We start from the raw sequence: 13,992 nt of genomic DNA, 5'->3' as shown, positions 1-13,992 counted from the left end.
GATGAAAAAAGTACTATTTTTATTAATGCTATTTACTGTAATTAGCAAAGCCCAAGAAAAACCAAATATTGTATTTATACTTACAGATGACCAGTCTTATGATTTGCTTGGTTGTACTGGAAATACAATTGTAAAAACTCCAAACATAGATAAGCTAGCAGATAATGGTATATTATTTACCAATGCACACGTTACAAGTGCTATTTGTACACCAAGTAGAATTTCTATTTTATTAAGCCAGTATGAGCGTAAACATGGTGTAAATTTTAACTCTGGCACAAGTGTTTCAGATGTTGCTTGGCAAAATTCTTACCCTGTTGTTATGCGTAAAAACGGATATTACACAGGTTGGGTTGGCAAAAACCACGCTCCAATAGGTAAAGGTGGTTACCAAAGTGGATTAATGGAAAAAAGTTTTGACTATTGGTATGCTGGTCACGGGCATTTAGGTTTTTACCCTAAGGACAATCATGCTATTTTTAATGATGCTATAGCTTTTACGCAACCAGAAATTATTAATGAAGGTGTAGACGATTTTTTAGATCCAAATGCTCGTAAATTAAAAGGTGCATTACATTTTTTAGAAAACAGACCTGCAGATAAACCTTTTATGCTTTCTATAAATTTTAATTTACCACACGGAGCAGGTACACGCTCTATGAAATTAAAAGATAATGATGACGATATATATAAAACCTTATATAGAGATTTAAACATTCCGTTACCCGATAATTATGTTGCAAAAAAAGACATTACCACACCTAAATTACCTGCTAGTCTATTGCATACAGAAGATAGACAAACTGGCTACAATTATGTAGATACACCCGCAACAATTAAAGAACGTTACATAAGAGAATTGGAGGCAATGACTGGCATAGACAGGCTAGTTGGTAATTTAATACAAAAATTAAAAAGTCTTAAGTTAGACAAGAATACTATTATCATTTTTACATCTGATCATGGTCTTTTTAGTGGGCAACAAGGGCTTGGAGGAAAAGCATTGTGTTATGAGCAAACCACACACGTACCTATAATAGTATACAACCCAAAAGCAAAAAAAAAGCTAAAAGGGGTTAAGAGTGATGCTTTGGTGCAATCTATAGACATTGCTCCTAGTATGCTTGCAATGGCTGGTATTTCTATTCCAAACACTTATCAAGGAAAAAATATAACTAGTCTTATTAATGGTTCTAAAGCAGAAGTTAGAAAATATGTTTTCACAGAAAATTTATGGTCTACTCATTTTGGAAACCCTAGGTGTGAAGCTGTACAAACTAAAGAATGGAAATACATTAGGTATTATAAAAACAATAATTTTTCTGCAACTAAAGAAATAGCATATGCTAAAGAGTTTAATATTCCTGTAAACGAAATGTTGTATAAAATGCATGATCCAGGTATTGCTGTATATAGAAATTACATAGAGGCCCCTTTACAAGGAGAACAACCTGTGTATGAAGAATTGTACAACTTAAAAACAGATAGAGCAGAATTACATAACTTAATTGACAACCCTGAATACAGTTCAGTTTTAAAAAACCTTAAAGCCCAATGGAAAATAGAAATAACCCAAGCTAGAGGTTCTAAAAAAACAGAAGTTTATAGGTATACAAATGATATGTACCCAAGTGCTAAACACTAATAAAAAAGCTTGAGAAGGTTCTCAAGCTTTTTTTATTAATTACCTGCTTATAAACAATTAAGGTATTTTGCTTAGTGTTTTACTTAGCATTTTGTTCTTTTATTCTTTGCAGTTGTTTACTATTTAAACCTTGAGAGAAATAGACTTCGGGATCTAGCCACAGTTGCGTGTTTTTCATACTTGGATCGTTAATATCTAAACTTAAATCACAATCAAACCTACCTAAAATACTGTATGATTTATTTGCTGTACCCATATTTGTAAAATGCGACAACCCCCAAGTAATACCTCTACCATTACCGTTGCTATTAAAGGCATCTGCTACGTAAGATCCTGCGGCAGTTGGCATTAAACTTGTTACCGAAGCAATATCAAAATTAACACCATCTACTGCATATTGAATGGTATTGTTTTCATTACCATCACGAATAACCAAAGCTGCAATTCCTTCTTTAAAAGGAAACAATGCTGTTTCATGACCTGAATTAAATAAAGGATTTAGAGAGTGTTTTGTAAAAGGTCCTAGCGGATGATCTGCAATTGCTAAACCGTTACCAACTAAATAATCTGGTCTGTTTCCGTAAGCTGATTTATAATACACATAAATTTTATTATTGTACACAAGTGGATAAGGATCATGAATTGAAAATTGATCCCAAGTTCCTGGTTCTCCGTTAGGAATAATAATCTTGTTTGCTGGTGTCCAAGGACCATTAGGTGAGTCTGAGTATGATACCGCTACAGGACAATGATCACCTTTTGTACCACTAGCCTCCATAAATGATTGATAGTATAAATAATATTTACCTTCCCATTTTAAAATATCGGTAGTGGCAACAGAGCGCCAACCTACAGCTGGCTTTTTTGGCCTTTTTATAGCAATACCTTGCTCTTGCCAAGTAAAACCATCTTCAGATGTTGCAAACCAAATATCACATAAGTCCCAATCTGTAGACGGAATTTCATCTGTTGCTTTATCTGCATTTTTAAAACCTACAGGTGGTACTTTAGTTTCTCTTTTTGTATACCACACATAATACTTTCCGTTTTCTTTTATAATTTTTGAAGGATCACGTCTTGAAATGGTTCCATCTCCTTCATTATAATCTAAGCCTTTTAGTTTGGTGTATTTAAAACTAGAGAACAACTCATTATCTTGTGGTCTAGGAGTTAAGTAATTATCATAAAGACGTTCCATTGCTTTACTTAAAGGCCTATTAGGTTTTGTTTTTGGAATATCCCACGGAAACCCTAAACTATTTTCTTCTGCATTTATTTCTGCTACAGCTTCTTCTTTTATTTCGCTTTTTTGTGACTGGCAAGCAGCTAACATAAAAACAAACAAACTAGTTTTTACTATTTGTTTTAATAAAGTACCATTCATCTTTTAATTGCTTTACATTATTTTAAATATGTATTCTTTTACAAAGAGTTATTTCTCTTTTGAGATTTTTAAAGGAATTTGAATATTGAATGAGTGTCTCACATTATTCACATCTATAGTATCTGCAGCACACAACAGCGCTAAAGGTTCTCCGTTTTCTAAATATACTTGAGGACGCTCTAGATGATCAAACTTTGTTTCTGTATCATCTTCCCAAACAACTGTTCTATCAGATATATTAAAATACTTGCCTTGCTCCCATTTTATTCCGTCTTCAGAATCATAATGCACTAAAGAAAAAACTCTTTTTTTATCTACTGTTTTAAACCTTTTTACAATAGCTCTGTATTTGCCATCTTGGTACCAGATATAAGGATCTTCTGCCGGAAAACGCTCTCCTTTAAAAACAAAAATAGGATCTGGATATTTTATAAAAGGTCCTGTTGGCGTATCTCCTATAGCTACCAAGTGTACTACCGGACCGCCAGATGGCAATTTATTTTTTTTACCTACCGCTTTGTATACCATTAAAATTTTACCGTTTGGCATTTTACAAACAGACGGGTTAGAAGTCATTAATGCATCATGTGCATTTATGTTGGGCGTAATATCTATAACAGGTTTATCTAATCTTTTCCAAGGTCCGTTTAAATTTTTAGCAACTGCAACACCTATTCTTTGGTTATTTCTATGTTTCCAATTAAGTTTAGGTTTGCCTGGTTTGCTAACAATTTTTTTATCACCTGTATTACCCATATAATATAAGTAGTAATTAGTATCTACTTTTATAATTGTAGGGTTATGCGTGGTACCACCATCCCAAAACTCTACTCCTCTATCTGCTAAGGCTACGTTTTTAAATGTAAATGGTCCAAACGGAGATGGTGACGTTGCGTGGGCTATTTCTGAATAGTTTACCCATTCCCACCCTATATTTTTTGGCCATCTAGAGTAAAACATATGATACAAATTGTCTTCCCCTTTAATTAAACTACCTCCCCAAACACTTTTGCCTTCTTCTTTAAAAATTGATTTTTTTGATACTTTGCCAAATTCAATTTTAAAATTTTCTATTTTTTTTACGACTTCTTTTTTCTCTATTTTTTCTTTACAAGATAAAATTAGCAAGGCTAAAAAAAATGCTATTACTGTGCTTTTCATTATAAATTATTTTTCACAGTTATTACTGGTGACCAATTACTATCTCCGTTTTTATCTTTTCTTTTAATTTGAATAAAATAAGTGTCTAACTTTTTAATTGGGATAGTCATCATACCTCTAGTGTATGTTGTAATTTTATGAAGTAATTTATCTTTACTAACACCGTAACGTACGGTGTAAGATTCATCATTCAACTCACCAGAATACCCAACTATTATATGATTATCTCTAATAAAAGTTTGCCAAACCACAGGTGGTAAACTTTTAGTGTTGTTTTTTAACTCTACGCTCTGTGGCAAACTTTCTCCTAAACTATTTACAGCTATTAGATTGGCTTTTATAACAGGTAATTGTAAATCTTTAACCTCAATAAAATTAGCAATTGTAGGTTCTGTTTTTACAGTTTCTCCTTTACTATTTTTATAACTAATAAAATATTCTTCTGCAGCAACCACTGTATTAAAATATACTCTTGTTTTATTTTTACCTGCTACTATAGATGTTACAGTTGGTTTTTCTGGTTTTTGCAAGGCTATCGTTTTTTCAAAGCGGGTATAACCATTACTACTTACCAAAGCAATGTGCATAACCACAGCTTTGTTTATACTTTTAGGTAGTTTTATTTGCCCTTCCCAAACAGCATCTTCTGGTTGCAACACAGGTAATTTTTTAGTCTCGCTACTTATAATTTTTCCGTTAGCATCTTTTAAATTCCATACCAAATCATAATTTACCATTGTAAAACTAGGGTAGTTATTTCTTTCCTTTATTGGAATAACTATAGCGACCTTAGTTTTATTAAAAGATACTTTAATATCTTTAACCGGACTATTTTCTTTTTGCATTCTTGTATAGAATCTTCGCTTTTGTCGCCAAGCATTTACAATTCCCCAAGTTCTGTTTTCTTCTTCACTAGTACCAATATAACCACTTCTATAATCGTTATATGTCCATAATGAAGCACCAATTACAAACTCATTTTTACCTCTTAAATTATCATTTAAATCTGATGCTTTTGGTAAATCTTCATCTAAAGAAGTAGATTTTAATCTATCTACTCCGTATTCAGATAAAAATATAGCCTTATTAGGCCATTTGCTTCTTAATGTAGAAATAACACTCTGTGCTGTACCTTGAAAAGAGTAATGATTGTGCATAATTAGATCTGTATTGGTATTGGGATCTGTATTAGGGTTAGCCTCTTTTCTTGCCCCTGTATTACTAACACATGTAACCAACCTGTGAGCATCTATCTCTCTCACATAATTCATCATCATAGTAGCATAAGTATTGTGACCTGTAAGCTCATTACCTACACTCCACCCTATTATACTTGGGCTGTTGCTATCTCTCTCTACCATTTCCTTAACCCAAGATTTTATTAATGGATAATTTGGTGCTGTAAATTCTGAATTATCTAAATCTCGTACGTTAACTTCTTCAAACAATAAAATTCCTTCTTCGTCACAACGTTCTATCAGTTTTCTATTTTGCGTTCCGTGCATAATTCGCATAAAATTTGCACCCGCATTTTTCATTAAATCTACATCCGTGTTAATAATTTCTTGTGGTTCTGACGATCCCCAATATCTATGATCACTAACCCTATTGTAACCAGCTAAACGTACAGCTTCACCGTTTAGAATTAAGCTTTTATTTGTTAACTCTATTTTTCTAATACCAAACCTATCGTTTACAGTATGTACTTTTATACCATTATCTAAAAGAGTATGTTGCATTTTGTACAAGTAAGGCCTATCAAAATGCCAAAGCTTAACATCTTTAGCCTTTAAAGAACTCTTTAAAACTAGTTCCTTAGTAGAGTTTGCTTTAACGGTTACTTTTTTTGTTATTTCTTGCAGTTGTTTATCTCTATATATGTTGGTTTTAAAATCTAAAACTTTATCTACAGCACCACTATTTTCTATTCTAATTTTTAACTCTAAACTTGCTGTTCCTTTTTCTAAATCTGGATCTGCATGTATATAATTATGTGTAATACGTACATCATTATTTTTTACCAAAGTAACATCTCTAATAATACCACCCCAGTTCCAGGTAGCACCAACTAATGCATTATTATTTGTTTCTACAGCTAAAACGTTAGGTTTGTTTAGCTCTATATTTTTAGTAACATCTATTTCAAACGGAGTAAAACCTCCTTGGTGTTCTCCTATAAATTTACCGTTGAGGTACACTTTTGCTATATGGTAAACACCATCAAACTTTAGTCTAATTTTTTCGTTTTTATCTAGTGTCCATTTATCAGGAGTTGTAAATGTTTTTCTGTACCAAGCTTTTCCTGTGTAGTTAGAAAAATCGTTAATCATTCCGTAATGTCCTGGTACTTTTAAATTGTACCAATCTGTATCATCATAATTATTTAAATAAACAGTTTTCTTTTCTTTCTCTGCTTTAATTATTTTTTCTTTAGATACTGGCCTAAAAAGAACAGCATCTGCTGAGACTGATACACCATATACATCTGAGGTAATTTCTACACTATTTTCTTTGTCTTTTTCAAAAGTAAAAATACCTAAGCTTAACCACTCGTCACAACGATTACGCTGATTAAAATACTGTGTATCTATACCATTAGCGTGTTGTATATTAACTTTAGTATTTACATTGCTAGCAAACGGAAAACGCACAAATGCTTCATAATAACCAGATGCGGGTAAATTTGGAGTGTAAGTTACACTAGACTTATCTGTATTATCCTTATAAAAATGTTTTAAGTAGTTATCCTTATAAAAGCCAGAACCTCTTTCTTCTACATTAGTAGTTGTCCATTTTCCTTTTACTTTTATTTGATTGGCATTTAGATTGTCTACAATAACATCTGTACTGCCGGCTTTTATGTTATTGTAATTAGAACCTTCTCCATAAATAGCATTAAACTTCCAGTTGCCATTTAAAGTCATTATTTGTTCTGATTTGTTATTCTTCATTTTTTCTTGAGAAAACCCAAGAGCCATAAACAACAACACAATAATAAATAGCTTATTTTTTATAATTACATACATAAAATTTCAAATATTGAAGCTGGTACATCTTTAGAAGGATGCATTACTTCTATTACTAATTCTGTTATTTTTATAGGACTTTTAAAGTGTATGGAATTTATGGTTTGATAGTTATTTTTTTTATCTGCCAACACTTTACCATTTTGATCTTTAATTTTATAATTACGTACACAAAAAGGAATTACATCTTCTGGGTGCCCCATTAATGTAGACTCCATTGGATGATCATAATCTGTATCAAAAAAGAGCTTAATTTCTTTAATCTCTACCTCTTTACCCCAATTAATGTTTATTGTAGGTTTGTTGTCTTTTAAACTAGCAACCCAAGCATTCGTACCTCCCCAAGGCCTAACGTAACCATTACTGCAATTTTCTACATTAAAAGCCTTAATAGCTGGGGAAATTGTCATTGCTATATTTTTACCCTCTGGTCTACGCTGAGGTATCCAAAACTCAAACGTATCTACACCTAAATCTAATGGTGGTGTTTGCTTACCCGTATTAGAAACTGCTTTATTTGTACCATTAAAAACAGATAGTACGCCCGTAAATCTTTTGTTACTATTCTTTAGACTTATTTTATCATTCTTTAAAAAAGTTACAAATGCATATTGATTTACTTTAAAAGTAGATTTGAAAGAAATTGTTACTTTTTGTTCCCCTTTTTTAAGCTGAAATTTATGCGTTTCTAAAATTAAATCTGGAGTATAATTTTTTATATTTTCTGATGAACGAAGTTGTACTTCTAAAACTGTATCTTCTTTTGCATTTACTTCTACAACAAACTCATAAGCTGTATTTGCTTGTAAAGGCAATAATTGTGCTGCTGCTGTTTTTAAACTTAACCATTCACCATCAAACAAAATAGTGTTTAATTCTAATACAGATGAAGCTGTTACTTTTGCAGAGTTTACTAAATTACTGTTCTTTTCTAGTGGAATATTAGGTATACTTTGTCCGGCAATATTTAATTTATTCTGTAGTACTTTTAAATAATTATCTTCTAAAATATGTTTAGGAAGTATATTGTTAGTAACACACATATGCGCTGCCATACCTACTGCTTGTGCACAAAAACCTGTTGTTGCCATTACACGTGTAGAACCAAAAGCAACGTGACTAGCACTAATTATTCTGCCTGCAAAAAAAAGATTTTCAATTTCATTACCAATAAAAGAACGATACGGAATTTGATAAATACCCTTAGAGTGCCATTGTGTACAACCAGATAATTTACTGTAAATACCATCTGCTGGATGCAAATCTATTGCCCAACCACCAAAAGCAATAGCATCATAAAACGTTTTTTGTTGTATTACATCTTGCTGTTTTAGCATATACATACCTTTAAAACGACGACTTTCTCGTTTGCCAGGTACAGTCCCTACCCATTCTAATGTATGGTTTTCTACACCATCAAACTCACCCGAATTTTTAATAAAATCCCAAACACCATATATTACTTTCCAAAGTTCATATTTTATTTCCTCTGTGTCATAAATTGTATCTTTTCTTCCTCCATACTCAAACCACCAAAAACGACAACCTTTATCATCTTTACCTATTGCTTTATACCTTGGAATTTCTGTAATGTCTTTTAATGCAAAAGCTGGTGGTTTATAAGTTACAGGGAAATTTTCTTGCTTACTATAAAAGTACATTGAGTGTCCTAATAACTCCCCATAAGAAGTGTCTGGCGCAAATAATTCTCCAAATTCTTCTTTGGTTTCTGCTCCCATTCTAAATGGTGCACCTGCTTTAAAAGCAACAATACCGTCACCGGATGCATCACAAAATAAAGGCGCACCAATTATATATGTTATTGAGTTTTGACTACAAAATCCTATTACACTATCTATTTTTTTTTCGTTTAACTTTTTAATGTCATAAATGCTGGTATTTAATAAAAGCGTAATATTATCTTCAACTAGTACTTTTTCTAGTAAAATGGTATCAAAAATAACAGCATTACCTTCTTTATTTCTGTATAAATTCTCAACAAGAATTTCATCTATAACTCCACCTTCTCTTGCCCATCTGTTGTTATTACCCATATGAGAAGTTGCACCTAAAATCCAAAGTCTAATTTCTGATGAGGCATTACCTCCCAAAACAGGCCTGTCTTGTACTAATATTGTTTTAGTTCCTTGCCTTGCTGCTGTAATTGCAGCGCAAACACCAGCTATACCTCCACCAACTATAACAAAATCTGTATTTAGCTTAATAGTTTTATTGTCTCTTTTTTGCGGACTATAATTTTCTACCAACATAACAAATACTACTATTTAAGATTTTTATAAATAATTAAAATTCCAAGAATACCAACCAAAAGTCCAATTGTACCAACAAAAAAAGCTCCTGTTGCTGCTAAAAACGATAAGGTTAAAATAATTAAGCCTGTTAAAGCAATTCCTATACCTATTACACGAGCTCCTTTTTTATTTTGAGTACTTGTACTATCTGTTTCTGTGGTAGTTTTTAATTCTATTAAAGCTTTATATTCTTGGTATTTTAAATTTTCTACAGGTTTTAACATAAAGTATATTTCATATGCAATTAATAAAATTATTGGTACGGCAACACCTAGTAGCATTTCTAATGCTCTGTCTAATTTTAAATTGAATAATAAGGGTGAAAAAAACTTGAAAAATACATTTATAAAAAGTGAAATTATTGTAACAGATAAAACAGTAAACCCTGTTTGATTTTTTGAGAACAAAGCCCAAATAGGAGGTAAAAACATAGCACCTCCCGTTAGAGCGGCTAAAGACATAACTACCTCTACAATACCTCCAAAATACGGAACCATCAAGGCTATAATTATAGTAATGACCCCAAGTAAAACTGTAGCCAACTTACCAATTTTTACTAATTTACGCTCTGGTGTATTAGGTTTAAAATGCTTGTAAATATCATTAGTTAATACTCCTGCAGATATATTTAAGGTTGTGTTTACAGAACTAGATGTTGCAAAAATCATTCCCCCTAACATTAACCCTAACATACCTACTGGCAAAACTTCTTTGCACATTAGCAAATAAGCACCTTCATTTTCTAAACCATTTAAATTAGGGTTTAACACGCGGTAAACCATAGGCGGCAACATCCAAATTAACGGACAAACAGCATATAAAACGCCAAATAACCAACCTACTTTTTTTGCGTCTTTAGGAGTAGAAACACTTGTATAGCGCTGAACATAAGCCCAGTTACCTGCTATAAAAAACAAATTATACAATCCAAACGCTACTAAAAACAACGGAGAGTACTCAGTGTTAACAAACTGAAAAAAAGTATCAGGAGCTTTAGATATAAAAGCATCTATACCTCCTATTTTATCAAAAGAAAGAGGTACAACAATTAGTACAACTGCCGTTAAAACCACAAACTGCAACACATCTGTAACTATTACCGCCCATAAACCACCCACGGTGGTGTATATTAAAATTAAAATACCTAAACCTACAATACTGGCTACTATGGGTGTTCCTGTAGAAACTTCTACAATTTTAGCAACAGGGTATAAAAAAGCTCCCATTGTAAAAATAGATATTAGTAAAAACAAGTAAGTGTATGTACGTTGTGTTTTATAACCTAACCTGTCTGTAATAAACTGTGCTGCAGTTATAGCTTTTGTTTTTTGCCATTTTGGTGCTATAACAAAACCTATTATTAAACCAGATATACACATTGTCCACTGTATAGAAATTGCTACCCAACCACTACTATATGCTATGGCTCCCCATACAACAAATGTACCCGCAGAAAAGAAACTCATAAATAAAGACAAGCCACTCATCCACCAAGGTAAAGCACCGCCTGCAGAAAAATAAGACTTCATATTTTTACCTGTTTTAGAAAAACTCATTCCGCAGATAAAAATTAACAAGACAAATATAAATATGACAGATACGTCTGTAATTCCCATAAAAAAAATTAAAGTTGAATGTCAATTTATGACAAATATTACTACAAAAATTATCTATGTTAATTTATAGCCATCGGAAACGCTCTCGGGAGCATTATTTTTTTCGGAAACGTTTCCGAATTTGCCGAAAACTTTTATTTATATTAATATTACTGTATGAAGCATATAACAATAAAAGATGTTGCTAAAAAGCTAAATGTATCTATATCTACGGTTTCTAGAGCTTTTAATAATAAGTATGATATTAATGAGGAGACTAAACAAAGAATATTACAAACTGCCAATGAACTTGGATACAAGCCCAATCCTATAGCTAAAAAATTAAGTCAGCAGCGATCCTTTACTGTAGGCATTATAGTTCCTGAGTTTAGTAATAATTTTTTTCCTGAAGTAATGTTGGGTGCTCAGGAAGTATTGTTAAAAGAAGGGTATCAGGCATTAATAATGCAGTCTAACCATTCTTGGGAGGTTGAAAAGAAAAATGTAGAAACACTGGTTAATAATATGGTTGATGGTTTAATAATTTCATTAACATCAGAAAATAAAAATAATGCCTATTACAACAATTTAATAAAACAAAATATACCTATTGTATTCTTTAATCGTACTGTAGATCAAATTAAAGCATCTAAAGTTTTATTTGATGATTATAAATGGGCAATGTTTGCAACAGAACACTTAATAGTACAAGGGTACAAAAACATTATACATTTAGAAGGAGACAAAAACCTTACGTTAACTAAAAACCGATTAAGAGGCTTTACAGATGCACATAAAAAGTATAAACTTGCTGTTGGTAAAATTATTCCCTGCGGATTTAAAATGGAAGATGGTGAGCGTGTTGCCCAAGAAATAATTGATAATAATGAGGTTCCAAGAGCTATTTTTGCTGCTAATGATTCTTCTGCTGTTGGCGCAATTAGTGTTTTTAAAAAAAATGGATATTCTATTCCTAAAGACATTGCCATTGTTGGTTTTACAGAATCAAATCTTGCAAAACATACAACACCAACACTAACGTCTGTAGAACAACCTACTAATGATATTGGACAAACTGCAGCTAAGTTATTACTAGAGCAAATAAATACTAAGGGATTATTTGTGCCACAAACTATTGTCTTAAACGGAAGACTAAATATTAGAGACTCGTCTGTTAAAATTATTTGATAAGAAAAAGCCTTAGAATACTCTAAAGCTTTTAATTTATAATCATTTTATAACTTTTATTGTCTTATAATTAGTGAGTCTTTTATTGTAATACCTTCTTTAGGTGCATTATATTCAGATTCGTGTAAATTAAAAACAGGCAATACTTTATTTAATTTATCTCTTTCTAATCTGTGTTCAGGAGATACTAAACTCCATTCTTTTATTTTTTTAAAACTGATTAAATCTTTAGGATTACTACTAACATCCCACCAAGTATTATTACCATCTTTTAATACTAGATTGCCTCGTATAATTTGCTTTTCTTTATGGTAACCATATATCCATTCCCTATGGTTTGGTTTCTCTGTTGTTAAAAAAGGCAATAAACTTTCTCCGTTTACCTCATAACTATCAGGAATTTTAACGTTTGCTATATCTGCAATTGTTGGTAACATATCAGACATATTTACCAATACATTTTGCAAACCTTTTTTAGTCATATTTAATCCTGGTGCGTATATAATAAGTGGCACGTGTGTTCCTTTTTGCGATACAGGGCTAGATTTACCGTAGCCACTTGTACCATTGTCTGCACAGAAAATAAAAATAGTATTATTCTCTATTCCCATTTCTTTCAATTTTTTCATATACAACCAAACTTGGTAGTCTAAGTAATTAATATGGTTATGTATACCATCTTCTGTAATTGTTCCATGAGTATTATAAACACCATTGTCTCCTGTAACATAAGGTTTTATTTTACTATATTTTTTACCATCCCAATTTACAATTGGTGTACCTGGCCACTTATTACCTTCTTCTGGGTTTAAAAAATCCATTGCATCATGACCTAAATGACTTGTATGATAAATAAAAAAAGGCTTATCCTCTTTTTGCTTACGTTCCATAAAATCAAAAATGAAATTTAATTCTACATCTGGGCCAAAAGTATTTAACCCAAAAGTATCTTTAGCTGCTTTGTTATTAGGCCACCATTCTAAAGCTTTAGATGCTCTAGGATGATTTAATAATTGTACGTGTGGTTTCCAGTACCAACCAGATTGTACATAAGAGGAAACCTCTTTTCCTGTATCTGCGTTAAATATTTTTTTTGTACCATTTACTTTTTTTGTTTCTAGCCTAAAATCTGTAGTGTGTATTGCCTTATTATAAGACCCTTCGCCTGGTGTAAAACAGCCTTCATCAAACTTAAAACCTTCTGTTTTCATTTGTGTTTTGCCTGCCCAATAAGTGGCATATCCTCCTTTTTTAGCTACAACTTCTAAACTATAAGGAGAACTATCATATAAATTCCAACTTCCTTTTCTGTCTGGTGCCTTTCCTTTATCACTATTATGCCACCATTTGTGTCTATGAGCATATCTGCCTGTCATCATCATAGCTCTACTGGGAGAACAAATTGTGGCTGCCCAAGCTGTTTTTACGTAAACACCTTTTTTAGCTAATTTATTTAAAACAGGAGTTTTTGCCCTGTACTTTTTATCTGATGTATCTCCTCCTTTTAAATTTCCTCCCTTAGGTAAACTCCATACTGTTGACCCATAAATAGGTAATTCTCTGGCACTAATATCATCTGCGTAAAGCAAAATAATGTTAGGCTTATTTTGAGCTATACTGTTATTTACAAAAGTAAATAAGCATAATATAGATAGACTTTTTAATACGTTTGCTTTCATAG

General features: G+C 32.0%; 8 protein-coding genes. 2 read left to right on the top strand and 6 right to left on the bottom strand.

What is annotated here, in order from left to right; all coding sequences use genetic code 11:
* Position 1 precedes the first annotated feature (1 nt).
* Entirely contained in the window at positions 2–1,645 is a 1,644-nt protein-coding gene (locus tag AX016_RS08645) for a sulfatase-like hydrolase/transferase (protein ID WP_100895223.1), read from the top strand.
* 79 nt (positions 1,646–1,724) lie between these two features.
* Here AX016_RS08645 and AX016_RS08640 read toward each other — a convergent pair whose 3' ends face one another.
* The 5 genes from AX016_RS08640 to AX016_RS08620 form a co-directional block, all read right to left on the bottom strand.
* The gene (locus AX016_RS08640) at positions 1,725–3,029 is read right to left on the bottom strand and encodes a glycoside hydrolase family 117 protein (protein WP_100895222.1); all 1,305 of its coding nucleotides are present in this window, start codon (positions 3,027–3,029) and stop codon (positions 1,725–1,727) included.
* Between the two features lie 48 nt (positions 3,030–3,077).
* Positions 3,078–4,190, bottom strand: coding sequence for a glycoside hydrolase family protein (locus AX016_RS08635; protein ID WP_100895221.1), 1,113 nt, complete (start codon positions 4,188–4,190; stop codon positions 3,078–3,080).
* Complete coding sequence (locus AX016_RS08630) at positions 4,190–7,141, bottom strand: glycoside hydrolase family 2 TIM barrel-domain containing protein (protein ID WP_198519419.1); 2,952 nt, start codon at positions 7,139–7,141, stop codon at positions 4,190–4,192. Before AX016_RS08630 ends, AX016_RS08635 begins: the two co-directional genes overlap by 1 nt.
* Positions 7,142–7,206: 65 nt before the next feature.
* Positions 7,207–9,486: an FAD-dependent oxidoreductase gene (locus tag AX016_RS08625; protein WP_100895219.1), complete on the bottom strand. Its 2,280-nt coding sequence runs from the start codon at positions 9,484–9,486 to the stop codon at positions 7,207–7,209.
* A gap of 11 nt (positions 9,487–9,497) precedes the next feature.
* Positions 9,498–11,144, bottom strand: a complete 1,647-nt coding sequence (locus AX016_RS08620; RefSeq protein WP_100895218.1) for a sodium:solute symporter family protein — start codon at positions 11,142–11,144, stop codon at positions 9,498–9,500.
* A gap of 156 nt (positions 11,145–11,300) precedes the next feature.
* Here AX016_RS08620 and AX016_RS08615 point away from each other — a divergent pair, with 156 nt between their 5' ends.
* A complete protein-coding gene (locus AX016_RS08615) occupies positions 11,301–12,311 on the top strand; it encodes a LacI family DNA-binding transcriptional regulator (RefSeq protein ID WP_100895217.1) in 1,011 nt (336 codons plus the stop codon).
* Between the two features lie 56 nt (positions 12,312–12,367).
* Here AX016_RS08615 and AX016_RS08610 read toward each other — a convergent pair whose 3' ends face one another.
* Positions 12,368–13,990, bottom strand: a complete 1,623-nt coding sequence (locus AX016_RS08610; RefSeq protein ID WP_100895216.1) for a sulfatase-like hydrolase/transferase — start codon at positions 13,988–13,990, stop codon at positions 12,368–12,370.
* Positions 13,991–13,992: the final 2 nt, after the last annotated feature.

It is taken from the genome of Cellulophaga sp. RHA19, assembly GCF_002813425.1.
Lineage (GTDB): Bacteria > Bacteroidota > Bacteroidia > Flavobacteriales > Flavobacteriaceae > Cellulophaga.
This window is presented reverse-complemented; position numbering and strand designations above follow the sequence as displayed.